The 24,826-nt window shown below is 56.2% G+C and carries 24 protein-coding genes; 6 read left to right on the forward strand and 18 right to left on the reverse strand.

What is annotated here, in order from left to right:
* Nucleotides 1-9: 9 nt before the first annotated feature.
* The gene (locus WMO26_RS11240; protein ID WP_349220466.1) at nucleotides 10-1,155 is read right to left on the reverse strand and encodes a LysM peptidoglycan-binding domain-containing protein; all 1,146 of its coding nucleotides are present in this window, start codon (nucleotides 1,153-1,155) and stop codon (nucleotides 10-12) included.
* 138 nt (nucleotides 1,156-1,293) lie between these two features.
* On the opposite strand from WMO26_RS11240, the gene WMO26_RS11245 reads away from it, so the two are divergent.
* Complete coding sequence (locus WMO26_RS11245; protein ID WP_349220468.1) at nucleotides 1,294-2,343, forward strand: Gfo/Idh/MocA family protein; 1,050 nt, start codon at nucleotides 1,294-1,296, stop codon at nucleotides 2,341-2,343.
* A 139-nt stretch (nucleotides 2,344-2,482) separates the two neighbouring features.
* Here the strand turns inward: WMO26_RS11245 and WMO26_RS11250 are convergent, their stop codons facing one another.
* Together WMO26_RS11250 and WMO26_RS11255 are read right to left on the reverse strand one after the other, a co-directional pair.
* The gene (locus tag WMO26_RS11250; RefSeq protein ID WP_349220470.1) at nucleotides 2,483-2,821 is read right to left on the reverse strand and encodes a hypothetical protein; all 339 of its coding nucleotides are present in this window, start codon (nucleotides 2,819-2,821) and stop codon (nucleotides 2,483-2,485) included.
* Complete coding sequence (locus tag WMO26_RS11255) at nucleotides 2,772-2,948, reverse strand: hypothetical protein (RefSeq protein ID WP_349220472.1); 177 nt, start codon at nucleotides 2,946-2,948, stop codon at nucleotides 2,772-2,774. The genes WMO26_RS11250 and WMO26_RS11255 overlap by 50 nt, the downstream gene beginning before the upstream one ends.
* A gap of 96 nt (nucleotides 2,949-3,044) precedes the next feature.
* Here WMO26_RS11255 and WMO26_RS11260 point away from each other — a divergent pair, with 96 nt between their 5' ends.
* Both WMO26_RS11260 and WMO26_RS11265 read left to right on the forward strand, forming a co-directional pair.
* A complete protein-coding gene (locus WMO26_RS11260) occupies nucleotides 3,045-3,248 on the forward strand; it encodes a ribbon-helix-helix protein, CopG family (RefSeq protein ID WP_349220508.1) in 204 nt (67 codons plus the stop codon).
* A 258-nt stretch (nucleotides 3,249-3,506) separates the two neighbouring features.
* Nucleotides 3,507-3,719, forward strand: a complete 213-nt coding sequence (locus tag WMO26_RS11265; RefSeq protein ID WP_349220474.1) for a helix-turn-helix domain-containing protein — start codon at nucleotides 3,507-3,509, stop codon at nucleotides 3,717-3,719.
* 70 nt (nucleotides 3,720-3,789) lie between these two features.
* Here WMO26_RS11265 and WMO26_RS11270 read toward each other — a convergent pair whose 3' ends face one another.
* The 6 genes from WMO26_RS11270 to rpmE form a co-directional block, all read right to left on the reverse strand.
* On the reverse strand, nucleotides 3,790-4,203 hold the full coding sequence (locus WMO26_RS11270; protein ID WP_349220476.1) for an RrF2 family transcriptional regulator: 414 nt from the start codon (nucleotides 4,201-4,203) through the stop codon (nucleotides 3,790-3,792).
* 94 nt (nucleotides 4,204-4,297) lie between these two features.
* The gene (gene rpoD, locus WMO26_RS11275; protein ID WP_349220478.1) at nucleotides 4,298-5,386 is read right to left on the reverse strand and encodes an RNA polymerase sigma factor RpoD; all 1,089 of its coding nucleotides are present in this window, start codon (nucleotides 5,384-5,386) and stop codon (nucleotides 4,298-4,300) included.
* 2 nt (nucleotides 5,387-5,388) lie between these two features.
* Complete coding sequence (gene dnaG, locus WMO26_RS11280) at nucleotides 5,389-7,191, reverse strand: DNA primase (protein WP_349220480.1); 1,803 nt, start codon at nucleotides 7,189-7,191, stop codon at nucleotides 5,389-5,391.
* Between the two features lie 64 nt (nucleotides 7,192-7,255).
* Nucleotides 7,256-8,254 (reverse strand): deoxyguanosinetriphosphate triphosphohydrolase, encoded by a 999-nt coding sequence (locus tag WMO26_RS11285; protein ID WP_349220482.1) that lies wholly within the window; start codon nucleotides 8,252-8,254, stop codon nucleotides 7,256-7,258.
* A 206-nt stretch (nucleotides 8,255-8,460) separates the two neighbouring features.
* Entirely contained in the window at nucleotides 8,461-9,096 is a 636-nt protein-coding gene (locus WMO26_RS11290) for an IMPACT family protein (RefSeq protein ID WP_349220484.1), read from the reverse strand.
* Nucleotides 9,097-9,185: 89 nt separating this feature from the next.
* A complete protein-coding gene (rpmE, locus tag WMO26_RS11295) occupies nucleotides 9,186-9,392 on the reverse strand; it encodes a 50S ribosomal protein L31 (protein WP_349220486.1) in 207 nt (68 codons plus the stop codon).
* Nucleotides 9,393-9,694: 302 nt separating this feature from the next.
* On the opposite strand from rpmE, the gene secA reads away from it, so the two are divergent.
* Both secA and WMO26_RS11305 read left to right on the forward strand, forming a co-directional pair.
* Complete coding sequence (secA, locus tag WMO26_RS11300) at nucleotides 9,695-12,424, forward strand: preprotein translocase subunit SecA (RefSeq protein WP_349220488.1); 2,730 nt, start codon at nucleotides 9,695-9,697, stop codon at nucleotides 12,422-12,424.
* 508 nt (nucleotides 12,425-12,932) lie between these two features.
* Nucleotides 12,933-13,859 carry a magnesium transporter CorA family protein gene (locus tag WMO26_RS11305; protein WP_349220490.1) on the forward strand — a complete coding sequence of 309 codons (927 nt, stop codon included), beginning with the start codon at nucleotides 12,933-12,935 and terminating at the stop codon, nucleotides 13,857-13,859.
* A gap of 397 nt (nucleotides 13,860-14,256) precedes the next feature.
* On the opposite strand, the gene thiD is transcribed toward WMO26_RS11305, so the two are convergent.
* The 9 genes from thiD to WMO26_RS11350 form a co-directional block, all read right to left on the reverse strand.
* A complete protein-coding gene (thiD, locus tag WMO26_RS11310) occupies nucleotides 14,257-15,048 on the reverse strand; it encodes a bifunctional hydroxymethylpyrimidine kinase/phosphomethylpyrimidine kinase (RefSeq protein WP_349220492.1) in 792 nt (263 codons plus the stop codon).
* Nucleotides 15,045-15,716, reverse strand: coding sequence for an HAD family hydrolase (locus tag WMO26_RS11315; protein WP_349220494.1), 672 nt, complete (start codon nucleotides 15,714-15,716; stop codon nucleotides 15,045-15,047). Before WMO26_RS11315 ends, thiD begins: the two co-directional genes overlap by 4 nt.
* Nucleotides 15,713-16,351 (reverse strand): thiamine phosphate synthase, encoded by a 639-nt coding sequence (thiE, locus tag WMO26_RS11320; protein WP_349220496.1) that lies wholly within the window; start codon nucleotides 16,349-16,351, stop codon nucleotides 15,713-15,715. Before thiE ends, WMO26_RS11315 begins: the two co-directional genes overlap by 4 nt.
* Complete coding sequence (thiM, locus tag WMO26_RS11325; RefSeq protein ID WP_349220497.1) at nucleotides 16,338-17,162, reverse strand: hydroxyethylthiazole kinase; 825 nt, start codon at nucleotides 17,160-17,162, stop codon at nucleotides 16,338-16,340. Before thiM ends, thiE begins: the two co-directional genes overlap by 14 nt.
* A gap of 59 nt (nucleotides 17,163-17,221) precedes the next feature.
* A complete protein-coding gene (locus WMO26_RS11330) occupies nucleotides 17,222-18,931 on the reverse strand; it encodes a DEAD/DEAH box helicase (RefSeq protein ID WP_349220499.1) in 1,710 nt (569 codons plus the stop codon).
* A 278-nt stretch (nucleotides 18,932-19,209) separates the two neighbouring features.
* Entirely contained in the window at nucleotides 19,210-20,400 is a 1,191-nt protein-coding gene (gene hydF, locus WMO26_RS11335; protein ID WP_349220501.1) for a [FeFe] hydrogenase H-cluster maturation GTPase HydF, read from the reverse strand.
* 21 nt (nucleotides 20,401-20,421) lie between these two features.
* Nucleotides 20,422-21,834: a [FeFe] hydrogenase H-cluster radical SAM maturase HydG gene (hydG, locus tag WMO26_RS11340; protein ID WP_349220502.1), complete on the reverse strand. Its 1,413-nt coding sequence runs from the start codon at nucleotides 21,832-21,834 to the stop codon at nucleotides 20,422-20,424.
* Nucleotides 21,835-21,865: 31 nt separating this feature from the next.
* Entirely contained in the window at nucleotides 21,866-22,837 is a 972-nt protein-coding gene (gene hydE / locus WMO26_RS11345) for a [FeFe] hydrogenase H-cluster radical SAM maturase HydE (RefSeq protein WP_349220503.1), read from the reverse strand.
* A complete protein-coding gene (locus tag WMO26_RS11350) occupies nucleotides 22,827-23,090 on the reverse strand; it encodes a TM1266 family iron-only hydrogenase system putative regulator (protein ID WP_349220505.1) in 264 nt (87 codons plus the stop codon). The genes hydE and WMO26_RS11350 overlap by 11 nt, the downstream gene beginning before the upstream one ends.
* Nucleotides 23,091-23,471: 381 nt before the next feature.
* Between WMO26_RS11350 and WMO26_RS11355 the strand changes: the two genes are divergently transcribed.
* Nucleotides 23,472-24,506: a sugar kinase gene (locus WMO26_RS11355; protein ID WP_349220507.1), complete on the forward strand. Its 1,035-nt coding sequence runs from the start codon at nucleotides 23,472-23,474 to the stop codon at nucleotides 24,504-24,506.
* Nucleotides 24,507-24,826: the final 320 nt, after the last annotated feature.

The raw sequence follows: 24,826 nt of genomic DNA on the forward strand, positions 1-24,826 counted from the left end.
TCCTTCTGATTATGTTCGCGGCGGAATCCACAGCTCCGTCCCCACATGGATCACATTGGGGTTTTCAATGCCGTTGACCCTCGCCAGCAGATCTGCCCGGTCGGGCGAGCCGTAATACCGCTTTGAAATGTCTCCCAGCGTTTCGCCTAAAGCCACCCGGTGAAAAGCCCCCGCGGGCGTTTCTCTATCCTCCAAAGCGCTCTGCAGCGCGGCCATAGCTTCCTGCTGACGGGACCGTTCCTCCTCCAGCAGGCGATTTTCTTCTTTTAAGGTATCCATCTCTTGTTCAAGCTCGGTAAGACGGCTTTCCAGCGCACTAAACTGCACCTGCCAGTCCGCCAGCGCTGCGGGCTGGGCGGGCTTCCTAAACAGGTCTGCCGTGTTCCACCCCGCCAGCCCTATCGCCACCGCGCAGAGAACCAGACAAAAAATCCGCAGCTGTCCCACTTGTCTGCGGCTTTTCGCCACCTGCTCCACCAGCTGCGGCGGAATGGAGCATTCTTTGGGCTCCTCCTTGACCGGGACCTCCAGATGCACCTTGTCCGACAGCAGGCAAAAACCCGGCAAAGGCGTCAGCCCTTCCCGACTGCACCGGTAAAGCCGGCAGCGCCACAGGTTCGGGTCCAGAGCAAGCAAAATCTGTCCGCCCTCGCAAAAGCGGGAAGCCGCAATCTCCTCAGCGCCCGGGGGCAGGGTATCGCACCCGTCGGGGCAGGCGCAGCAAAAGCCCACCCGGACCAGCGGCCTCGAAAAGTTCTTTTCCTCTTCCAGCACCGCCCGCCATGCTTTTGCCGGCAGGGTAATGGTCCCGAAATGCCACTTGGCTTTTTTCGCCCGTTTCGCCTCGCTGACCACAATCCGGCCCTCCCGGCGGCTGCCGTACAGCACCATGGGGAGCGCGGACTTTGCAAAAGCCTTCATCAGCTTTTTGAGCGCCCGTTTGTGAATATAGACCTGCGGGTCACCCTGGTCCCAATCGCCTACCGCATACCGTTTCACGAAGGAATCCAGCTGCATTTCATCCTGCATCCCGCGCCCCTCCTTTCTCTGCTTGTCACAGGCAAAGCCGTTTACGTGGACAAACAGTCTCTCCTGCTTGTCCGACAGCAGTTTTCCTATTTGGATATAGTACCATACAAAGCGACTCCTTCGCAACCGCCTTTTCCTCTTTTCCCATGGAAGAAAAGTATGGTATACTTAAGAAAAACCGGCCGTTTGCCAGTACCCGAGTTTGGCGGCCGAACGACTTTGGCGCAGTTTTTCTTTTGGCGCCGAAAGAAAGAAGGAATGTGTATGAAACCCATCCGGTGGGGAATTTTGGCCTGCGGTACCATCGCTCGCGCCTTTGCGGAGGCTTGCTTTTTAGTACCGGACTGTGTCGTCGGCGCGGTGGGCTCCCGTACGCTCTCGAAGGCTGAGGCCTTTGCCGCTTCGTACGGCATCGGCCGGGCCTACGGCAGTTATGAAGAACTGGTAGCCGACCCAACCTTGGACGCGATTTATGTGGCAAGCCCTCATTCTGAACACAGGACCCATACCCTCCTGGCTCTCAGAGCGGGCAAGCACGTGCTGTGCGAAAAGGCGTTCGCCGTGAACGCCGGGCAAGCGCGGGAAATGATCGCAGAAGCGGAAAAACAGGGCCGTTTTCTCATGGAAGCCATGTGGACCCGATTTCTGCCGGTTTATGGGGAAGTCAAGCGGCTGCTGGAGACAGGCGCCATCGGCAGCGTAAAAATGGTCCGGGCGAATTTTTCCATCCGATGCCCCGCCGACCCGGTTCACCGCCTGTATAACCCCGCGCTTGCAGGCGGCGCCCTTCTGGACGTGGGGATTTATCCCCTGACGCTGGCGGCGATGGTATTCGGCAGCAGGCCGAACGCCATCCACACGGCCGTTTCTATGACACCCCAGGAGGTGGATGAGCAAAGCGTCATCACCTTAGAGTATGGAGATGGGCGTTTGGCTTCCCTGACAAGCGGACTCTTCCTATCAAGCCCCAACGACGGTTTGATTCTTGGCAGTGACGGCTATATAAGAATCCCCCGCTTCTGGGCGGCAGACTCCTATTACCTGCATCAGACGGACTCCAATATTGCCCAAGCCCATTCGTTTTCCATTTCCGCCTTTGACGATTACGGCGACCCCAAGGAGAACCCCCAATGCCGCCTGGCGGACCAATACCGAAGCCGCTATGGCTACACCTTTGAAATCAGGGAAGCCAACCGCTGCATCCGGCAAGGGCTTTTGCAGTCTCCGGAGATGCCTTGGTCGGAGTCGGTCGCCATGCTTGAACTAACCGACGCCATACGAGGAAAGTGGGGCCTTCGCTATCCGTTTGAATGAGGCCGGCGTACCATTTCTTTTATCCTTTTCTTTTCCCGGGGTACAGCAGAATACAATTATTCTCTGCTTTGCTTCGTTTCTCTCTTATATATGTATATTAAGAAAGCCGGACGGCGCAAAAGCGCTTGTCCGGCTCTGTTTATCCAATACAAATGATGTAGACCTCTTTTTTCAAGGTTTGCGTCGTTTCAATTGCACAGAGAAGGTCCCCTTTTTCCGTCGGGCTCGTTACGGCAATCAGCCGGTCCGCTCTATGGATGCATGCTTCGTTTCGCCTCCGGTAGCATCCGGTAAAATACCGGTCGCTGAACATGCGGACCTGTTCACATTGACTGAGCAATTCCTGTAAATATTTATCGTTTTTCATATCGCGATGGGCAAAAGCAAGCACCGCATCCAAAATTATGTTTTCTTGCTGTGCTTTTTGTTCAATGACGATCTCCGCCGCACATCCGGTCGATTTCAAAATCAAATCCAATTAAGAAACACCGATACCCGCTTTGGACCGCCGCGGTGATCTCTTCCCGCAGCCGGCCCTCAATATAGCCTACGTTTTCCCGCTTGAATTCGCGTTTGGCCAGAATCAAGGCGGTTTTTTCCGTCATAAACTCACCCCGTTGAACACAAAATATAACATAAATCATAATATACCAACATGTTTTATGTTAAGGTAAAATGCAAATAGAAAGCGGGTGACTATGATGAATAATAATAAAAAACTGAAGATCACCTCCAAGCCACCAAAAGGCGACGACGGGCACCGGGTTTTCTCCATTCGAATCACAGATGAACTGTACTGTCAGCTGGAATCACTCGCGGCTAACACCAATCGGTCCCGAAATGAAATCATCGGAATCCTGTTGGATTATGCAGTGAATAATTGCGAGATTGAGACGAAACCATAATTTCCCGTTTTTTTGAAGTACAGAAAAAAGAAATCTTTTTTCATAGTCTATGAGCTTTTGTTCCAATTTCTTGGAACAAAAGCTCATTTTTATTCTCAATAGTCACCTGTAAATACCATATTTTATTACCAGTGGAATTATATCACACCAATTACCCCTATGCAACATTAAATTACTCCTAGCGTAATATTGCACTGAATAAGTATATTTTCATCTCCGAAGCCGCTACAATTCGAAAAGAAAAGGAGGTGAAAATTCATGATTCGTATCAAAATTGCTGAGCTATTGGCGAAAAACAAAATGACTCAAAAACAGCTTTCCGAATTGACGAACATTCGAGCGGCTACCATTTCCAAGATGCGTTATGAGGAAAACAAGCGCATAACTATCCAACAGATTGATATTTTATGCAAAGTACTCCACTGTCAAGTCGGCGACATATTGGAGTATGTGGAAGAAGAGGAATCCTGAGCCAAAATTCTTCCTTTTGTAAAAACCGCTCTGTCCGAAAAAGTTTCGGACAGAGCGGTTTTTCGTGATTCTATTGCTGATTTTTGCTATTTTTTATATCATAAAAAGTAACCGATGCCAATTTATCCTGCACCATGGCAGAGATATCCCCGAACACCCCGCGGTAGGGACATTCCCCGCCCGGCACTCGGCTGCAGGGATACTCTTCATTCAGGCAACGGCTGAACCGGTACGGGCCTTCCACGGTCTCAATGACATCCTTGAGAGTAACCTCAGACGGGTCTTTCGCCAGCACATAGCCGCCCTTGGCTCCTTTAAAGGACTGAACAATCCCGCTGGATACCAGCTTGCGCAAAATCTTCAGGGAAAACCGTAATGACACGCAGGCCGCGTCCGCGATTTTCTGCGCGTCCATACGCTGGGAAGCGTCCACCAGGCAATTCACAATCCGAATTGCATAGTCAGCCTCCAATGTAATATGCATAACGCGGCACCTCACAGCAATATATACTAAAATAATATACATTAAGTGTATCCCATTTTTCTATTGCTGTCAAGTGGAAATGAAAGCAAACCGTTTAATCCAGAAAATCCTTGAGCTTTTTGCTTCGGCTGGGATGGCGCAGCTTGCGCAGGGCTTTGGCCTCAATCTGGCGGATGCGCTCACGAGTAACGTTAAATTCCTTGCCCACTTCTTCGAGGGTGCGCGACCGGCCGTCCTCCAGCCCGAAGCGAAGGCGCAACACCTTTTCCTCCCGAGTGGTCAGGGTCCCCAGCACGTCCGCCAGCTGCTCGCGCAGCAGGGTATGAGACGCAGCCTCCGCCGGAGCGGGCGCGTCGTCGTCGGGGATAAAGTCGCCCAGGTGGCTGTCCTCCTCCTCGCCGATAGGCGTTTCCAGGGATACCGGCTCCTGGGCCACCCGCATGATCTCGCGGACCTTGGCCACCGGCATGTCTAGCTCAAATGCGATCTCGTCCGCAGTGGGCTCGTGGCCGTTTTTATGCAGAAGCTGGCTGCTGACCTTTTTGACCTTGTTGATGGTTTCCACCATGTGCACCGGGATACGGATGGTCCTAGCCTGGTCGGCGATGGCGCGGGTGATGGCCTGGCGGATCCACCAGGTTGCATAGGTGGAGAATTTGAAGCCCTTGGTGTAGTCGAACTTTTCCACCGCCTTGATGAGGCCCAGGTTCCCTTCCTGAATCAGGTCGAGAAACTGCATTCCTCTGCCCACATAGCGCTTGGCAATGCTGACCACCAGCCGCAGGTTCGCTTCCGACAGGCGCTTGCGGGCGCTCACGTCACCCTGGGCGATGCGTTTGGCAAGCTCCACCTCTTCCTCCGAAGTCAGAAGGGGGACCCGGCCGATTTCCTTTAAATAGACCTTCACCGGGTCGTCGATGGCGATGCCTTCCGTGGAAAGGGCCTGTTCCAGGTCCTCCTGGGCTGGCTCGGGATTGGTCAGGTCCAGATCCACCATAGCCGGGTCGTCCTCGATCACTTCGATGTTCTGGCTCTCAAACATCTCGTACATCTTTTCAAGCTGTTCGGTGTCGAAATCCAGATCGTCGATCACATCCAAGATTTCCTGCATGGTGAGCTTACCCTTGCTCTTGCCCATCTCAATGAGTTCGCGGTACGCGGTCTTTTTATCTACGGCTCCCATAATTACGAAATACTCCCTTTCTTTTTTTGCTCCGAAAGTTTCGCGCCAAAGGCCGCGAACTCCTCCTTTGTCATGGACGCCACGTCCTTTGCCCTTGCCTTTTCCCCTTCGATGAGAAGGGTCTCCATATCCTCGCTGAGCTCCTGTGCGGAATGAAGCGCCCCGGTGCTGGGCAGCAACGACTGGCGCTTGACTGCCGCCGCCGTAACGGCGCTGATTTCCTCCGCCGTAAACTCGGCCCCCATGTCCGCCAATATTACCGACAAATCGGACATGCCCGCGGAAATCCGCGCGGCCACCGCCTCGTATACCCGCCGATGAAAGCTGGTCAAAAACCGGTCGGGCGTCAGCTTTTCCTGCACCCGCGGCAGAAAGTCCGGGTTCGTCAGCAGCACGGCGATGATCCCTTCCTCCGCCTTGGCGGCCCTTGGGTACTTGGCCCGCTCGGGGTTTATCCGGTCGGCAAAGCCGGCGGCTTCCTTTTGAATCTCCCGGAATTGGGCTCGCGACTGGGCCGCGGCCTTTTTCCGGGACAGCTGTTTCATCTGCTCCAAAATGCTGTCCTTAGAGATGGACAGCTCGCTTGCCAGCTTTCCTATATATAAGTCCCGCTCGATGACGTCGTGCAAATCCATAAGCACCCGCACCGCGCGTTTGGCGTATTCGTATTTGCCCTCCGGGGAATCCAGGTTGAGCCCTTCCCTGCACCCGGCCAGCCGGTATTCCATGTCGTTTCCTGACTGCTCAAGCAGCAGAGAAAACCGCTCCGGGCCGAACCGGCGCAAAAACTCGTCCGGGTCCTTACCCTGGGGCAGAGTGAGCATGCGTACCTTTAGTCCCGCCGAGCGTAAAATGTCGATGTCCCGGTTCGCCGCTTTGCGACCCGCTTCGTCCGCGTCCCCTGCTACAATAACCTCACCCGCATACCGCGCCATCAGCCTCGCCTGGTCGGGCGTCAGCGCGGTGCCCAAAGCGGCCACCGCGTTGGAAAACCCCGCCTGGTGCATGGCGATGACGTCCATATACCCTTCGGCCAGAATCAGCGTCCCGCTGGTATCGTTCTTCGCCAAGTTCATCGCGTAAAGGTTGCGGGTCTTTTTATACACAAGGGTATCGGCGGTATTGAGGTATTTGGGCTTGCTGTCGTCGAGTACACGGCCGCCGAATCCGATGACCCCGCCCCGCAGGTCGATGATAGGGTAGATCACCCGGTTTCGGAACTTGTCGTAATACCCGCCCCGGCGCCCTGCGATAACCACATCGGCCAGCTGCAGCTCCTCCGGTCGAAAGCCTTTCCCCTTGAGGTGCTTCAAAAGGGCGTCCCAGGAATCGGGCGCGTACCCTAAGCCAAACCGGCGGATAACGGCGTCGGTAAGCCCCCGGCTGCGAAAATATTGCAGACCTGCTTGTCCGGCCGGGGAAACCAGAGTGGCGTAGAAAAAGCGGGCGGCCTCCCGGTTGATTTCCAGAATGCGTGCGCGCATTCTGGCCTGGCCGTCGTCCTGGGTTTCCTCGGGCATATGCATGCCCGCCCGGTCGGCCAGGAACCGGACGGCTTCCATATAGTCCAGGTTCTCGATGCGGCGGACAAAATTGACCACGTCCCCCGCCGCGCCGCAGCCGAAACAGAAAAAGGAATTGGTCTCCGGATAAAGGGTAAAGGACGGGGTTTTCTCCCCGTGGAAGGGGCATAATCCTACCAGGTTGCGGCCTCTGCGCCGCAGGTTCACATAGCTGGAAACCACGCTTTCAATATCGTTTCTTGCCTTAAGCTCGGTTAAGAAGCTCTCCGGCAGACGGGCCATTGGCCGCACCTCCTTTTCCCCATCATGCAATCGTTTTATTTTTCCAATATGGTCCAAAACTATACTATCCGCCCCAGCCCTTGGGCACAAAAAGCCGCTGGAAGGTTTCGATGGCGTAATAGTCGGACATGCCGGCAATGTAATCGAGGGTCGCCCGGTCCTTTCCCTCGGTTTCGCAGATGGCGGCGAACTCGCCGGGCAGCTTCTGAGGCCGGCTGGTAAAGTACTCATACAGGCGTTTGATCAAATCCTCCGCCTTGCCTTCCTCGGCCTTCGCCCGGGAATTGTAGTACACCCGGTCGTACATAAAGGTATGTAATTTCGAAAAGGCGTCGGCCACCCGGGGCTCCATCTGCAAAACGCCCCCGGCGCTGTGCTCCACCACCGACTGGATCAGCGTCCCGATGCGCGCCGAATGCCGCCCGCCCAAAGCCGCGCGCACCTCTTTCGGAATGTCCTCCTCGGTGAGCACGCCGCCGCGGATGGCGTCGTCAATGTCGTGGTTGATGTAGGCAATCCGGTCGGCCAGGCGGACAATCCGGCCTTCCATGGTGGCGGCCTCTTCCCCGCAGGTGTGGCAGAGAATGCCGTTTCGCACCTCCCAGGTCAGGTTGAGCCCTTCCCCTTCCTTCTCCAGCCGTTCCACCACCCGCACCGACTGCTCATAGTGCCGAAACCCCAAGGGGCTTACCTCGTTGAGAGCCCGCTCCCCCGCGTGGCCGAAGGGAGTATGTCCCAAATCATGACCCAGGGAAATGGCTTCCGTCAAATCCTCGTTGAGCTGCAGGGCCCTTGCAATGGTCCGGGCAATCTGGGCCACCTCCAGGGTGTGGGTCAGCCGGGTGCGGTAATGGTCCCCTTCCGGGGCAAGGAACACCTGGGTCTTGTGCTTGAGCCGCCGGAAGGACTTGCAGTGTAAAATCCGGTCCCGGTCCCGCTGATAGGGCGTGCGCAGGGAGCATTCCTCTTCCGGACGCTTCCGCCCCTTCGTCTGCTGCGACCGGGCCGCAAACGGGCTTAAATGCTCTTGTTCGAACGCCTGGGTCATTTCTCTTGGCGTCATCCTCCGTCCCTCCTTCCAAACCGGCAAATTTCCGCATACAATTATATATACGACAAAATTGTCATTTTCCCTGCTTTTCTTTTTCAAAAGAGGCAAAAGACCGTTACTTTTGGCATTTTGATAAGAAAAGAGAAGTTTAGATGGAGGATTCTGTCCTTTTTACCCAGGACGGCCCGCATTTTTCAAACGCGGGCCGCGGCCTACCATTACCCTTCCCCGCCGGGGTCGGGCAGGTAGCATTCCCCTGTGAAGACCGGGGCCACGCTGCCGCAGGTGACGTCCGCCAGCTGCTTCTCCAAGGCCGGCGCCGCTTCCTTGGGCAGCGAAAAGGAAAGGACCACCACCATGCCGAACTGGGCGTCCTCCACCCGGCCTCCCAGCTGGGGAACCAGGGCCGCCACCCGGCCGTACTGGTTGTAGTCGCAGGTGATGGTGCCGGTGACGCACAGGCGCATCACCTGGATTCCCGCTGCCATGACTCCCAGCTTTGCGGCGTGGGAATAGGCCCGCACCAGTCCGCCCGCGCCCAAAAGCACCCCGCCGAAATACCGGGTGACCACCACCGCCAAATCGGTCAGGTTCTCTTTTTGCAGCACGTCGAGCACCGGCACGCCCGCAGTCCCCTGGGGTTCCCCGTCGTCCGAATACCGCCTTAACTGCCCGTCGCGCAGGATGTAGGCGTAGACGTTGTGGGTAGCATCCCAGTATCTTGCGCGCAGCTCGTCGATGAAGGCCACCGCTTCCTCGGCGGTGGTTACCGGACAGGCCGTCCCGATAAACCGGGAACGGCGCTCCACGAATTCATCCTGCGCTCTTTCCTTCAGCGTGCGGTAACCGTCCATTTCATCCCCCTCCTTTTTTGTGCGCATACGGGCAAAAGTATAGGCGGCGCAATTGCTACGCCGCCTTGCTTTCTTATGAAACCAGACTCTTACTGGCCCGCCTTGCCAAAACGCTTCTTAAAGCGATCCACGCGTCCGCCAGTGTCCACCAGCTTCTGCTTGCCCGTGAAGAAAGGATGGCACTTCGAGCAAATATCAACGCGAATGTCCTTACGGGTAGAACGGGTCACGAACTCTTCGCCGCAAGCGCAGCGGATGGTCGTTTCTTCGTACTTGGGATGGATGTTCTCTTTCACTTCTCTTCACCTCTTTCACGAGCGATATCATTAGTGAACCGATTTTACCATACATTACACGGAATTACAAGGGCTTTTTTCGAATTAATTTTTATACCTTCTCGTGTTTTTGGTATCTTTTCATGAATTTTTAATGCTTTTCTTTTGGTTGTGTGCTATAATAGCACGAGTGTCCTATTATCCAGAGAGGACTTTACTTTTGTTACCGTTGCCGGCGGCACATGTAAAGCAGGTCCCGGATCCATTCGGGAGAGTGAAACGTTGCATGGGGTTTTGTGCCGGACGGTGAAATGGAGGCCAACATGAATTTACTCAAATCCCTTTTCGGGTCGTACAGCAAGCGGGAGCTCAAGCGCATCGACCCCATTGTCAAGCAGGTTTTAGCCTTGGAGGACAAGTATAAGGCCATGAGCGAAGAAGAGCTCAAGGCGGTAACTCCCGCTTTGAAGGCGCGTCTTGCGGCGGGCGAAACCACCGACGACATCCTGCCCGATGCCTTTGCCGCCTGCCGGGAAGCGTCCGACCGGGTACTGGGCATGCGCCACTTCGAAGTGCAGATCATCGGCGGCATCATCCTGCACCAGGGCCGTATCGCGGAAATGAAAACCGGTGAAGGCAAAACGCTGGTAGCTACTCTGCCCGCCTACTTAAACGGCTTGACCGGCAAGGGTGTGCATATCGTCACGGTCAACGAATACTTGGCCCGCCGCGACTCCGAATGGATGGGCAAGCTATACCGGTATATGGGCCTGACGGTGGGCCTCATCCGCCACGACCAGGACAATAACGAACGCCGGGAAGCTTACGGGGCGGACATTACCTACGGCACCAACAACGAGCTGGGCTTTGATTACTTGCGCGACAATATGGTCATCTATAAGCAGAACAAGGTACAGCAGCGCGGGCATCATTTCGCCATCGTCGACGAGGTGGACTCCATCTTAATCGACGAAGCGCGTACCCCGCTAATCATCTCCGGCCAGGGGGACAAGTCCACCGACCTGTACACCAAGGCCGATAAGTTCGCCAAAACCCTGACTATGTATAAGGTCAAGGAGCTCAACGACAAGGAAAGCCAGGACGACATCGAAGGCGACTACGTGGTGGACGAAAAAGCCAAGACCGCCACCCTTACTCCCGAAGGTGTGACCAAGGCGGAGCGGTATTTCGGCGTGGAAAACCTGATGGACGCGGACAATATGACCCTTCTGCACCACATCAACCAGGCTATCCGCGCCAACGGCATCATGAAGCTGGACGTGGATTACGTGGTCAAGGACGGCGAGGTCATCATCGTCGACGAGTTTACCGGCCGACTCATGTTCGGCCGCCGGTACAACGAAGGCCTGCACCAGGCCATTGAGGCCAAGGAAGGGGTTAAGGTGGAGCGGGAGTCGAAAACCCTGGCCACCATCACCTTCCAGAACTATTTCCGTATGTATGACAAGCTCTCCGGTATGACCGGTACCGCCATGACCGAGGAGACCGAATTCCAGGAGATTTATAAGCTCGACGTGGTGGAGATCCCCACCAATCGTCCGGTGATCCGCATCGACAACGCCGACTCCGTTTACAAGACGGAGAAGGCCAAGTTTGGCGCTGTGATCGAGCAGATCATCCAGTGCCATGAAAAAGGCCAGCCGGTGCTGGTAGGCACGGTGTCCATCGAAAAGTCGGAGCTTCTGTCTAATATGCTCAAGCGCCGGGGCATCCAGCATGAGGTGCTCAACGCCAAGTTCCACGAGAAGGAAGCGGAGATCATCGCCCAGGCGGGCAAAAAGGGCGCGGTCACCATCGCCACCAACATGGCCGGCCGCGGCACCGACATTATGCTGGGCGGCAACCCCGAATACCTGGCCAAACACGAAATGCGCCGCATGGAGTTCTCCGAGGAGATGATTTCCGAGGCCACCGGCTTTGGAGACACCGACGACGAAGAGCTTCTCAACGCCCGCAAAACCTATCAGGAGCTGGAAAAGAAGTTCAAGGCGGAAATTAGGCCCGAGGCGGAGGAAGTCCGCGAGGCGGGAGGCCTCTTTATCATCGGCACCGAACGGCACGAGTCCCGCCGAATCGACAACCAGCTGCGCGGCCGTTCCGGCCGTCAGGGAGACCCCGGTGAAACCCGGTTCTACCTCTCTATGGAAGACGACCTGATGCGCCTGTTTGCCGGCGACCGGATCTATAACATCATGGACAGCCTTGGAATCGACGAAAATACGCCCATTGAGCACAGCATGCTCACCAACACCATCGAAAACGCCCAGAAGAAGCTGGAAAGCCGCAACTTCGCCATCCGTAAAAACGTGCTGCAGTACGACGACGTGATGAACCGCCAGCGCGAGATCATCTACAGCCAGCGCGACAAGGTGTTAAACGGCGAGGACATGAAGGATTACATCCAGAAGATGCTCGAAGAGACCATCGAGGCGAACGTCAAGTCCTACATCACCGGAGAAGACAAGGATTCCTGGAACTTTGAGGGCCTTCGCGACCACTACATGGGCTGGCTGACCACGCCGGATGATTTCCGGTTCGACCGGGTGGAGCTGGAGAACACCGAGGTCGATTACATCATCAAGATGCTCACCGAACGGGCCAAGGAGCTCTACCAGAAGCGGGAAGAGGAGTTCGGCAGCAACCTGATGCGGGAAATCGAACGAGTCATGCTTCTGCGGATGGTAGACACCAAGTGGATGGATCACATCGACGCCATGGAGGAGCTCAAGAAGGGCATTTCCCTGCGCGCCTATGCGCAGAAGGATCCGGTGGTGGAATACCGCATTGAGGGCTTCGACATGTTCGACGAGATGATCGCTTCCATTCAGGAGGATACGGTCCGGCTGTGTCTGACCATTCAGATCCGCAAGGAGGAGGAGCCCAAGCGCGAGCAGGTGGCAAAGCCCATCGAGCCCGCGTCGGATAAAACCGATTCCACCTCCCGCACCGTTAAGAAAAAGCCCGGCCGCAACGACCCGTGCCCATGTGGCAGCGGGAAGAAGTACAAAAAGTGCTGCGGTAAGGACGCGTAATTTTTCCATTGATATAGGATACGCCTGTCGGCTGAGAGCCGGCAGGCGTATTTTCTGTTTTGAGGGGAACGCTAAAGGCAAATCACACCTTTTCTTCTGGTCATCCGGCTCCAAAAAAGCCGATTGCGGCACTTTCCAGGCGATTTACACCCGTTTTAGGCGATTGTCCTACGCTGCGTTCTAATTTTGCGCTTTTTGTTTTGTTTTCGCTTGCAATCGGCACTTATTGTGTTATAATGATAAAGGTTGTGTGCGTTTGGAGCCGAGAAGCGCCTGCCGTTTCATGGAGGCGGAAGGTTTTTTCTATGTTTTTGCCTAACAACAGACGCGCGCGGCCGATTGTCTGCGTGTTCATCCGGCGCAAATCCCGGATGCAATCGGATTTTAAAAGGAGGTGGGTGTGGTGAGTCCCGACCCTGGTAGTCACCGATGTGATACAAACAATTTTATAACCGGGGCACGCCGCATCCCGTCTGTTTTGGCGCGCCCTTAAAGGGGGAACTGCGCTATGATAAGCTATCTCAAGAGCACCAACGGCCGCATCCACGCGGTCAACGAAAGCGAAGAGGGCTGCTGGATCAACGTCGTCAACCCGACGGAGGACGAAGTAAACCTGCTGGTGGGCGAGTATGAGGTGGAGCCGGAATTCATCCGCGCCGCCTTGGACGAGGAGGAATCCTCCCGTATTGAGACTGAGGACGGCGTGACGCTCATCATTCTCGACGTACCGATTGTCGAAAAGCAGGACGATGCGGTGGTGTATACCACCGTGCCAATCGGCATCGTCATCACGCCCAGGCACGTCATTACCGTTTCACTTAACGAAAATCCTATTTTAAGCGAGCTTGCCAACGGGGTGGTTAAAAACACCCACACGGCTTTGAAGACCCAGTTTGTACTGCACATTATGCTGCGCATGGCGTTGCGGTATTTGCAGTACCTCAAGCAGATTGACAAGCTCAGCTCGTCGGTGGAAACCAACCTGCGCAAATCCATGCGCAACAAAGAGCTTATCCAGCTTTTGGATCTGGAAAAGTCCCTAGTGTATTTTTCCACCTCCCTGAAGGCGGACGAGATCACCATGGAAAAACTCATGCGCGGGCGGTACCTGAAGCTCTATGAAGAGGACCAGGACCTGCTGGAGGACTGTCTGATCGAAATCAAGCAGGCCATCGAAATGTCCAGCATTTATCTGAACATTCTTTCCGGCACTATGGACGCTTTCGCGTCGGTCATTTCCAACAATCTGAACATTGTGATGAAGGTGCTGACCTCCATCACCATCCTGATGGCCATCCCGACCATCATCTTCAGCTTCTACGGCATGAACGTGCAGGGTTTGCCCTTTGATATGTCCATCTGGTTCCCGACTGGTCTTGCACTGGCCGCCACGCTGATTACCGGCTTTGTGCTGTACAAAAAAGATATGCTGTAATGGTACCTCCGGCGCAGCCGGTGGCCTTCATGACAGGAAAAAGGCAGGGCGCGGAACTTCCGAGCCCTGCCTTTTTGCACCGATCATTCGGATGAGCAATACTCTCAAATGCTCATACATCCGGCGCCGCCAATGGAAAACGCCGCAGCGCATCCGGGTACGCCTTGTGCATTCTTATGCAGTTTCCCAACCCGTCAAGTAAGAGCAGGGGCTCGCTGCGCTTGTTTTCCCTGCTTTACACTTTTATTACGCCCCGCGTGCAGAAATCCCCTTTGGCCCAGCAAAAAATCTGCCGGACCAAAGGGGATTTTCATTCATACAAAGAAACTTGTAACGCAAATGAGACGTTTCGCTTGTTCACGTTTTGCAGTACCGTTCATAGAAGCCCAGCTGATTTTCACCCGATCCCATAGGCATGATAGAGAGGTCCGCTTCCCGCGCCCAGGTCAAGCCCGGCTTTGAGCGCGCCGGTCAAGTAGTCCTTGGCCCTTTGCACACTTTCCTTCAGGGAATACCCCTCCGCCAGGTTGCAGGCAATGGCGGAGGAAAGGGTGCAGCCGGTGCCGTGGGTGTTGGGGTTTTGAACCCGCTCACTGTGAAACCAGGTATACTCGCCATTGTGATAGAGAAGGTCGTCCGCCGTATCCGTGAGATGGCCGCCCTTGATGAGTACGCCGCCCCGCAGAGCCCCGGCAATTTCCTTTGCCGCCGCTTCCATCTCCCCCGCCGTTTTAATTTCCCGGCCGCACAGGCACTGAGCCTCCGGTAAGTTGGGCGTAAGCAGGTCCGCCAGGGGAAAAAGCTCGGTTCTGAGCGCCTCCACCGCGTCCGCCGCCAGCAGCCGGCTGCCGCTGGTGGATACCATCACCGGGTCGAGCACGATCCTTTTCACGCAATACTCCCTGAGCTTTCCGGCAATGGCCCGGACGATGGCCGCAGAGGACACCATCCCGATCTTCACCGCATCCGGCCGGATGTCGGACAGCACGCAGTCAAGCTGCTTTTTTACAAACTCCGGCGGCGTATCCAGCACACCAAAAACCCCGTTTGTGTTCTGGGCGGTTAGCGACGTAATCACGCTCATGGCGTACATGCCATGCACTGTGATGGTCTTGATATCCGCCTGAATGCCGGCGCCGCCGCTGGAGTCCGACCCGGCGATGGTCAATACCTTTTTTACTTCGGTCATGTCCATTCCTCCCACCATGCTTTCATTGCCTGCGGCGCCTGCTCGAGCGAGGAAAGATATCCGTCCGCTTGGTTTTTCACCTCGTCCGCCTGCGGCTCCGACGGGTCGAACACGCCGACCACTCGAAATCCCGCCGCTTTGGCGGATTTTACGCAATAAAGCGCATCTTCAAAAACCACCGTTTCTTCCTTTTTTGTCCCAAGCATTGCCGCCGCCCGCTCGTAAAAAACGGGCTGGTCCTTGGGGCAGCCTGCTTCCTGGCAGGAAAGCACAAAGGAAAGAAAAGGCAGAAGCCCGGTGCGGGCCAGCGCTGCCTTAGCAAGCGAAGGGTGGGTGGCGGTAGCCACGCAAAGGCGCACGCCTTTGCCGGAAAGCCACTCCACCAGTGCCTTTGCCCCCGGCTTGAGCGGCAGGCTCTCTCGGTACTTTCGCTCCACACAGCCGTTTAACCGGGCCAGAATGGTTTTCTCGTCCAAGGAAACCCCCAGGCTCTGAAAATACCGGGCGGTCTGGGAAAAGCTCAAAGGGGCGAGAATCCCCATAAGCCCGTCGGACACGGCAACCCCCTGGCTTTGCAAAAAGGCCTCCCCCACCCCGTCCCAGGCGGTCATGGAATCGAGAAGGGTGCCGTCCATGTCGAAGATCGCGCCTTTCAGCGCGCGGTTCATGCGGTCATTTCCTCCGACAGGGCACGCAGCCGCCGGGTGGCCGCCGCCACATCGGGGCTTGCGAAGATGGCGGAGATCACCGCGATCCCATCTACGCCGCTGCCTCTAAGCTTTAAGACGTTTGCCTCGCCGATTCCGCCGATGGCCACCACCGGGATGGTCACCGCCTCGCAGATCCGGCGCAGGGTTTCGAAGGAAACGTCGTTGGCATCAAGCTTTGTGGAGGTGGAGAACACCGCTCCTACGCCCAAGTAATCCGCGCCGCTTTCCTGGGCCTTTACCGCCTGCTCCACCGTGTTCGCCGACACTCCCAATATCTTCCCGTCCCCGATCAGCCGGCGCACGTCCTTCGCCTGCATGTCCGACTGGCCCACATGCACCCCGTCGGCATCCGCTCGCAGGGCCACCTCAATGTTGTCGTTAATCACAAAAGGAACGCGGTGACGCACGGCGATTTCCTTGATCTTCAAGGCTTCCTTCAGGAAGGTTTCCTCATCGAGATGTTTCTCCCGCAGCTGCAAAAAGGTAGCGCCTGCGGCGGCGATTTCTTCCACCTGGTCCTCCAGCGACCGGCCGTCGAGCCAGGACCGGTCGGTGACCACATACAGCTGCATGGCTTTCTTATCGAGTTTCAACGCGCATGCCTCCATTGAGCAGGGACGGGCTCATGTTGCTCATATAGTCGATCAGATAGGTGCGCAGGGTGCCCGTTCCCCCTTCGGTCTTTTGCATCTTGCGAAACGCCAGCTCTCCGCACAGGCCCATGGCGCACACGGCCGCCGCTGTTGCTTCCAACAGTTTCTCTGGGTTTGCTGCGCAGTAGCAGCCCGTCACCTCGCTGAGCATACAGCCGGTGCCGGTGATTTTCGCCATAAGCGGGTGCCCGTTTCGCACCAAATACACCTTGCTTTGGTCGGCTACCAGGTCGATGGCGCCGGTGATGGCGATCACCGCTCCGGTTTTCGCGCTTAAATCTTTTGCAAAGCGGATGGCCTCATGGACGTTCTCATCGGTCACCGCGTCGTTTAAGCCGGCGTCCACCCCTTTGGTGTCCGCCGCGGCACCGGCCACCGCCTTTATTTCGGACATGTTGCCCCGGATGACGGAAACCTTTATCTCTTCCAGCAGCCTTTGCACGGTCTTGGTGCGCAGCGCGGAAGCACCCGCTCCCACCGGATCGAGAATCACCGGGCGGCACAGCGCGTTGGCCTTTTTGCCTGCCAGGATCATGGACTGGACAGTCCTCTCGTTTAAGGTACCGATGTTGAGAACCAGCGCGTTGCAGATGGAGGTAATGTCCTCCACCTCTCCTGCTTCGTCCGCCATGATGGGCGAACCGCCGCAGGCCAGCGCTATGTTCGCGCAGTCGTTGACGGTGACATAGTTGGTGATGGCATGCACCAACGGCGTTTTCCTGCGGACGTTTTCCAAAATTGCTTCAAACATAATCGGTTTCTCCTTTCATCCAAACGCCGGCGGGGAAGCATCCCCGCCGGCGTAACGTCCTAATTGGAACGGCCCTGTCCTTTTTTGTACTCGGCGGGTCTGCGCCGGCCGTCCCGGGCCTTTTTCCCCGGATAAGGCCGCCCCTCCTGGCGGGAACGGGAAGGACGGGGTTTTCCCCCGCTCATGGGAGTGAAGGTCACCTTATAGCTGCGGATTTTGCTGTCCTGCATGGTGTCCATCACCCGCTGGGCGTCGTCCCGGTTCAGTTCCACCTGGGTATGGTCGCCAAAAATATCAATCTTACCGATGGACTTGGCAGGAATCCCGGTGGCGTCCACAATGGCGCCCACAATGAAGTTGGGGGCAATCTTCTGGTTGCGCCCCACGTTCACCCGCAGATAGGTCCGTCCGCTGCCGAAGCTGTCGTCCAGCCGTGGCTGGGGCTTGGGTGCGTCCACCACGGGAATGGACCTGCGGTCCTTTCCCGCCGTCATGGCCAGCAAGGCAAGCGCCACCTGCCGGTCGGAATAACCCCGGGCGTTGAGCGTTTCGAGCGCCTCCTCAAAGGCGCCCTCTTCCCCTTCGTCGAGCACCCGGCCGATCTTTGCAAAGAAGGCTTCCCCGCGCTTGTTCACAATGTCCTCCCGGGAGGGAAGAGGCTGCTCGGTGATCGGAGCCTTGACGAACTGCTCAATTTCCTTGACCCGGCGCACCTGGGCCCGGTTGCAGGCGAGCGTATAGGAAGCGCCGGTCTTGCCCGCCCGGCCGGTACGGCCGATGCGATGGATGTAATATTCAAACTCCTGGGGAATATCAAAATTAAAGACCGCGTCCACATCCTCCACGTCGATGCCCCTGGCCGCCACATCGGTGGCCACCAGGATGCGTACCCGGCCGGTCTTGAAGTCGTGCATGACCTTGCTGCGCACCGCTTGCTTCATGTCCCCATGCAGGCCCAGAGCGGCAAACCCGTGCCGGTCGAGATACTCCACCAGCTCGTCCACCATCTTCTTGGTGTTGCAAAACACCACCGACCGGTTGGGGGCCTTGTGCTGCAGCAAAAGATTGAGCGCGTCCATCTTCTGGGACAGAGGTACCAAATAGAAGGACTGCTCGATGGTATCCAGCGTGCGCTGGCCCTTGTCCACGGCAACGAGGACCGGGTCCTTCTGAAACTCCTTGGTAAGCTTTAAAATCGCCGGCGGCATGGTGGCGGAAAAAAGCACCGTCTGCCGTTCTTCCGGCGCTTCGCTTAGAATGGTCTGAATGTCCTCGTAAAAGCCCATGTTGAGCATCTCATCCGCCTCGTCGAGCACCACCATGCTCAAATCCCCCAGCTGCAGGGTTCCTCTGCGCATGTGGTCCATCACCCGGCCCGGCGTGCCGATGACCAGGTTGGCGGTTTTAAGCTGACGAAACTGGATGGGCATGGGCTGGCCACCATACACGGTGGCGATGCGCACCCCCGGCTTATACCGGGCGTACTTGCGCATTTCGTCGCTGATCTGCATGGCAAGCTCCCGGGTAGGACTTAAGACGAGCACCTTTGGCGTCACGTCCGCATCGCCGCGGATGCGCTCCACCGCCGGAATACCGAAGGCGGCGGTTTTGCCCGTGCCGGTGCTGGAACGGCCGATGACGTCCTTGCCCTCCAAAAGGAGCGGAATGGTCCTGGCCTGAATTTCCGTGGTCTGGGCGTACTGCATATCCGCCACGGCGCGAAGGACCGCTTCGGACAAGGGTAAGGTTTGAAATAAAGTGGATTGCATAGTACCTGCTTTCTGTTTGACCGGCGGCCAATGGGCCGCCAACGATGAATCAAGGTGTATTTGTTTATTTTACCACAAACCGATACGTTTGCAGCAAAAATCCACAAAGGTTTTATAATTATGGCATATCGCTGGGCTTTTCCATCCTGTTAAGCCCCCTTTTTATCCATAAAAACGGGACTTTTCTGTTTTGGACCGAAAAATCTCCGCCCACATGCAGCAAGGGCTTCGGATGTCCGGCGCAACATGCCGGACATCCGAAGCCTTTTTCTCAACGATTAAAAGGAAATTTTATCCAAAACACCGGTGAGCTTTGCGAGCGCCACTCCGTAGTTGGTGATGGGGACTCCATGTTCCCGGGCCTTCTGGATGCGGGAAAGAACGTATTTACGGTTAAACATGCAGGCTCCGCAGTGAATCACCAAAGAATAGGGACTCAAATCATCGGGAAAATCCGTGCCGCTGACCATATCCACCGTCAGCCCCAGCCCCACCTTCTTTTTAAGCATCCGAGGGATTTTTTCCCGGCCGATGTCCTCGGATAAGGGCGCGTGAGTGCAGGCTTCCGCAATGAGCACCTTGGATTGCTCGGTCAGCCGGTCGATGGCGGCCGCTCCTTCTGTGAAGGCCCCGATGTCCCCCTTATACTGGGCGAACAGGACGGAAAAGGAGGTGAGCAGGGTCCCCTCCGGCTTGAGGGGATACACGGCGGAAAAGGCCTGAGAATCGGTAATAATGAGCTTGGGAGGCTTTGCAAGGGCCCCAAGTGCTCCCGTCAGCTTATCGGTGGTGACGCTCATAACGATGCACTTATGGTCCAAAAGGTCCCGGATGGTCTGCACCTGGGGCAGAATCAGCCTGCCTTTGGGCGCCTGAATGTCCTGGGGCATCACCAGCACCACCACATCGTCTTCGTTTACCAGCCGCCCGGTGATGCTTTCGGCCTCAAAGTCCTCGGGAATCACCCGCACCAAGGCGGAAAGGAGCTCCTTGACCCCGGTTTTCTCCTTGGCGCTGACCAGGACGGGAGGAAGCCCTGTCGTTTCCTTCACCCGTGCGGCCAGCCCCTCTAGGTCCGCCCTCACGTCCGCCTTGCTGATTACCGGGATCACCGGCACCTTGCGCTTTTTCAGTTCCCGAAGCCACTCCTCTTCCTTTTCAAAATCCCCGTCGGAAAAGAGAAGCAGAGCCACGTCGGTTTTGTCCATGGCCTTGCGGGTTTTCTCCACCCGCATCTCACCTAAGCGCCCTTCGTCGTCGAAGCCAGCGGTGTCAATGAGCATACATGGGCCGATGGGATGGATTTCCATGGCCTTATATACCGGGTCGGTGGTGGTGCCCGCCACGTCGGATACCAGAGCGATGTCATGCCCGGTAATGGCGTTAATTAAGGAGGACTTGCCGCTGTTTCGCCGGCCGTAAATGCCGATATGCAGCCGGTTGGCGGCGGGTGTGTTGGCTAACTCCATGGTAGGTTCCCCCTTTGTCGGTTAGAATCGGAAGTCCCGCTTGCCCTCGTGCAGGTCGCTCAGGTGCGCCATGACCAGAGCCTTGACCTTCTCGTTGGGAATGGTAGGAATCTGCCTTTGGATCATGGCCTCGCCCTTGGCCCTCGTCTCGGGAGAAGCGTAGTCCTCCAGGTATTCCTTGAGGGTCATCAGAGCATTTGGCAGGCAGACGTTGGCGATCTGGCCGGATTTGACCAGCTGCATAAACCGGTCGCCGGTGCGCCCCTCCCGGTAACAGGCGGTGCAGAAGCTGGGGATGTGCCCCAAGTCCAGCAGCCAGCCCACCACCTGGTCAAGGGTGCGGGTGTCGCTCACCTCGAACTGGGCGGAGTTTTCCTCTTCCCGCTCGGCATAGCCGCCCACACTGGTGGAGGAAGCTCCGGAAATCTGGGATACGCCCAACTCCAGCACCTTCGCCCGGGTTTCTTCCGACTCTCTGGTGGAAATGATAATGCCGGTATAGGGCACGGCAACCCGCAGGATTGCCACGATTTTCTTGAAAATCTCGTCGGGGATGGCGTTGGAATACTCATCCAGATCCACGTCGTCCGCCGGGCGGATACGGGGCACGCTGATTGTATGGGGGCCTACCCCCTGGGCCGCCTCCAGATGCTCGGCGTGCATCAGAAGGCCCACAAAGTCATACTTATACATGTTCAGCCCGAACAGCACGCCGATGCCCACATCGTCAATGCCGCCTTCCATGGCCCGGTCCATGGCCTCGGTATGGTAGGCGTAGTTGCTCTTGGGTCCCTTGGGATGAAGGTATTCATAGCTTTCCTTGTTGTAGGTTTCCTGGAAAAGAATATAGGTACCGATGCCCGCTTCCTTGAGCTTGCGGTAATTTTCCACCGTAGTGGCCGCAATGTTTACGTTGACCCGGCGGATGGCCCCATTTTTGTGCTTGATGCTGTAGATGGTCTTGATGCTTTCGAGCACATAGTCGATGGGACAGTTGACCGGGTCCTCGCCGGTCTCCAGCGCCAGGCGCTTGTGGCCCATGTCCTGCAGCGCCGTGACCTCCCGGACGATCTCCTCCTGGGTCAGCTGCTTGCGGGCAATGTGGCAGTTGGAATGGTGGTAGGGACAGTACCGGCATTCGTTGACGCAGTAGTTGGACAGGTAGAGCGGCGCAAACATGACGATGCGGTTCCCGTAAAAGCGCTGCTTGATCTCCTTTGCCAAGGTGAAGATCTTTTCCATCAAATCGGGAATCTCACATTCCAGCAGCACCGCCGCCTCCTTGTGGGATAAGCCTTTACATTCCTTGGCCTTTTCTAAAATCTGCTCAATGAGCGCGCGGTTTGCCTTATTCTTTTGAGCATAGTCAAGAGTCTCCAGGATTTCAGCGTCGTCAATGAATTCGGTTGCGACTTTGGATTTGGGATTGTACACGATGGGTCCCCTTTCTTTTTTCTGCCAGGCCTTAAAGCGGAATCCGCCCTAAAGCGCGAATTTGTTCTTCCAGCTCCAGCCGGTCCTCTTTCACATGAGTGGGACTAAGCTTTGCCGGATAGATTTCGTAAAGCTGCTTATACCGGTCCGGCGTGACCTTGCGCATGACCACGTTGGCCCCGCAGGAAAACACGTCGTTTTTTTCCCCGTTGTTGAGCACCCCCAAGGAGGTGGTAGCGGGGAGGTTTGCTTTGGGAAGGAGGATGCGGGCAAGGGCCACCGCCCGTTTGGTCAGCTCGGTGCTGCCGGAGGGATGATCCCGCAGTGGCGTATCCGGGTGGGGGATAAACGGGCCGATGCCCGCCATATTGCACCCGATTTCCTTAAGAAGCAACAGGTCTTTGGCGATGGTCTCCATCGTCTGCCCGGGCAGGCCGATCATAAACCCGCTTCCCGTCTCAAAGCCCAGGGCCTTGAGATGGCGGAGGCATTCCACCCGCTCTTTGAGCGTGCCGTCCGGATGAAGGGCGCGGTAACTCTGCTCGTCCGCCGTTTCATGCTTGAGCAGGTACCGGTCTGCGCCGCACCGGCGCAGATACGCGTAGTCCTCCCTGGGCATTTCCCCGCAGCTGACGGTGACCGCCATGCCGGTTTCCTTGATTTTCCGTATAATTTCTCCTAAAATTTCCGGAGTGTAATGTGGATCTTCTCCCGACTGGAGGACAATGGTGCGGTATCCGGCCTGATTGGCGGCATAGGCCACCTCAATCATCTCGTCGGGCTCCATCCGATAGCGGGCAATCTTTTCATTGCGGCAGTTAAGCCCGCAGTACCGGCAGGCCCGGCGGCAGACGTTGGAAAACTCCAGGATGGCCCGAATTTGGACCACGTCGCCCTTGTGCCGTGCCCTCACCCGGTCGGCCTGGGCGTATACCTCAGAAAAGTCCGGCAGGCGCAACAGGGCCGCCAGCTCCTCTACGCTTGGATGGACGCTAATCGGCATGGGAATTCCCCGCCTTTTGATACACCGTTTTGATGCTGACCCCGTCGAGCATACCGATTTTTCCCGCCAGGGAACTGATTACGTCCCCGGGCGCGTCCACAATCACGCTGATGATGCAGATGCCCCGGTCCCGGTAGGGCACCCCCATACGCCCGACGATGTACGTACCGTACTCGTGCAAAATTCCATTGAGTTTCTCGGTCACCTGGGTATCCTCCACGATGATGCCCATAACGGCGATTCTGGTTTCCATATTCGTTGTCCCCTCTTTCTTAAGGAAGCCGGGAGCCTCCGGCCGAATCAAAACAAAAAATCCTCCCTTTACGCCTGCACGCGCAAAGGGAGGAAACAAGACAGAAAACGCCCACTTATGGCGGGCTCTCTTTTCGTTTCGACCTTCCTCGCAGGCAAATTCCTTTGATGTCAGGCTTTTCATTTATTTTACCACCAAATTTGTATAGAATCAAGAGGGACTTTGCGGGATTTCCACCTTTTTCGCGGCTCTTGGTCCTACGCTCTTTTTTATGAGTAAAAGATATGGTATAATGAGAAAAATTACGCCCTGTGGGGCTTCCCTTTGGTTTCAACCAGGCGGCCCTGCCGCCAATCCTGCTGCAAAAGGAGCGCAATGGTTATGGACTTTTTCAACCACGATAAGGAATTCGACGTCATCAGTATGGGTGAAATTATGCTTCGCCTGTCCCCCATGGGGCAGGAGCGGCTGGCCCAGTGCGAGGTGCTGGAAAAGCGGCCGGGCGGGTCGGAGCTGAATGTGGTCTCCGGCATCTCTCTGTTGGGGCTGCGCACCGCCATCGTCACCAAGGTGCCGGACAACGATATGGGACGGTTCATCAAAAATAAGATCCGGTTTTACGGCATCAGCGACGACTATCTGATTTATGACACCACTCCGGACACCCGAGTGGGCATCTATTATTACGAAAGCGGCGCTTATCCGAGAAAGCCGTCGGTACTTTACGACCGGCGCCATTCTTCCATCAACCACATTTCCTTTGACGAAATCGACCCGCGGATTTTCTCCAGCACCCGTATCTTCCACACCAGCGGCATTACCCTGGCTCTCGGGCAGAATACCCGGGAAACCGCCGTCAAGATGATCCGCGCCTTTAAAGAGCAGGGCGCCCTCATCTCCTTTGACGTCAATTACCGGGCCAACCTTTGGGATGAGAAGGAAGCGCGGGAAACCATCCTCTCCATCCTGCCCTATGTGGACATTCTGTTTGTTTCCGAGGAAACCTCCCGGCGCATGATGCAGAAAACCGGCACTCTTCAGGAAATGATGAAGAGCTACTGCACGGAATTCGGCACGAAGATCGTAGCGTCCACCCACCGGGTGGTCAAGAGCCCCAAATGTCATTCCTTCAATTCCACCATTTATGTGGCCGAGGAGGACAAATGCTACACCGGCAAAACTTATGAGGACATCGACGTGATCGACCGCATCGGCAGCGGCGACGCCTATGTGGCGGGCGTGCTGTTCGGCCTGGTTAAGTATAACTCGGTGGTAAAAGCCATCGAATTCGGAAACGCTTCCTCGGCCGTCAAGAACACCATTTTAGGCGACATGCCGGCCAGCGAGTTCGGGGAAATCAAGCGGGTGATCGACCTTCATAATTGCGATCACGATACCGGCGAGCTCAACCGCTGAGGCTGTTGTACGCCAGGACAGGCATAACGGCATGTTCCGCAGATTGCTCTCCCCATCCAAAACGGCGTTTTCCCGATTGTTTTCAGGCGGCCAAAGGGCCATGGTATCCTTCGTCTCCGTAAAAAGGGAACTCTCGGTTTGTACCGGGGGTTCCCTTTTTTGCCTATCCTATTCTTTTGGTAGCTGAATTTTCCCGGCTCTTTTAGTGAATCAAAAGGGTTAATGCTCCGGCTGCTTAAACCATCAAGGGTTGCCCAAACCCATCCAAACCAACGACTGTCTCGGACGTTAAAGAGGGGATCGGCGCAGCTGCGCCGATC

The organism is Solibaculum intestinale (assembly GCF_040096205.1).
In the GTDB taxonomy this organism is placed as follows: Bacteria; Bacillota; Clostridia; order Oscillospirales; family Acutalibacteraceae; genus Solibaculum_A; species Solibaculum_A intestinale.

What these genes read in the sequence shown, in the direction of transcription:
- WMO26_RS11305 (WP_349220490.1), top strand. Translation starts at nt 12,933, where the DNA reads ATGATAAGCTATCTCAAGAGCACCAACGGCCGCATCCACGCGGTCAAC.
- WMO26_RS11260 (WP_349220508.1), top strand. Translation starts at nt 3,045, where the DNA reads ATGAATAATAATAAAAAACTGAAGATCACCTCCAAGCCACCAAAAGGC.
- WMO26_RS11285 (WP_349220482.1), bottom strand. Translation starts at nt 8,254, where the DNA reads ATGACGCCAAGAGAAATGACCCAGGCGTTCGAACAAGAGCATTTAAGC.
- hydE (WP_349220503.1), bottom strand. Translation starts at nt 22,837, where the DNA reads ATGCCGATTAGCGTCCATCCAAGCGTAGAGGAGCTGGCGGCCCTGTTG.
- WMO26_RS11350 (WP_349220505.1), bottom strand. Translation starts at nt 23,090, where the DNA reads ATGGAAACCAGAATCGCCGTTATGGGCATCATCGTGGAGGATACCCAG.
- WMO26_RS11330 (WP_349220499.1), bottom strand. Translation starts at nt 18,931, where the DNA reads ATGCAATCCACTTTATTTCAAACCTTACCCTTGTCCGAAGCGGTCCTT.
- hydF (WP_349220501.1), bottom strand. Translation starts at nt 20,400, where the DNA reads ATGGAGTTAGCCAACACACCCGCCGCCAACCGGCTGCATATCGGCATT.
- thiM (WP_349220497.1), bottom strand. Translation starts at nt 17,162, where the DNA reads ATGTTTGAAGCAATTTTGGAAAACGTCCGCAGGAAAACGCCGTTGGTG.
- WMO26_RS11265 (WP_349220474.1), top strand. Translation starts at nt 3,507, where the DNA reads ATGATTCGTATCAAAATTGCTGAGCTATTGGCGAAAAACAAAATGACT.
- WMO26_RS11315 (WP_349220494.1), bottom strand. Translation starts at nt 15,716, where the DNA reads ATGAACCGCGCGCTGAAAGGCGCGATCTTCGACATGGACGGCACCCTT.
- rpoD (WP_349220478.1), bottom strand. Translation starts at nt 5,386, where the DNA reads ATGGGAGCCGTAGATAAAAAGACCGCGTACCGCGAACTCATTGAGATG.
- WMO26_RS11290 (WP_349220484.1), bottom strand. Translation starts at nt 9,096, where the DNA reads ATGGACGGTTACCGCACGCTGAAGGAAAGAGCGCAGGATGAATTCGTG.
- WMO26_RS11355 (WP_349220507.1), top strand. Translation starts at nt 23,472, where the DNA reads ATGGACTTTTTCAACCACGATAAGGAATTCGACGTCATCAGTATGGGT.
- secA (WP_349220488.1), top strand. Translation starts at nt 9,695, where the DNA reads ATGAATTTACTCAAATCCCTTTTCGGGTCGTACAGCAAGCGGGAGCTC.
- WMO26_RS11270 (WP_349220476.1), bottom strand. Translation starts at nt 4,203, where the DNA reads ATGCATATTACATTGGAGGCTGACTATGCAATTCGGATTGTGAATTGC.
- dnaG (WP_349220480.1), bottom strand. Translation starts at nt 7,191, where the DNA reads ATGGCCCGTCTGCCGGAGAGCTTCTTAACCGAGCTTAAGGCAAGAAAC.
- WMO26_RS11245 (WP_349220468.1), top strand. Translation starts at nt 1,294, where the DNA reads ATGAAACCCATCCGGTGGGGAATTTTGGCCTGCGGTACCATCGCTCGC.
- WMO26_RS11255 (WP_349220472.1), bottom strand. Translation starts at nt 2,948, where the DNA reads ATGACGGAAAAAACCGCCTTGATTCTGGCCAAACGCGAATTCAAGCGG.
- thiD (WP_349220492.1), bottom strand. Translation starts at nt 15,048, where the DNA reads ATGACCGAAGTAAAAAAGGTATTGACCATCGCCGGGTCGGACTCCAGC.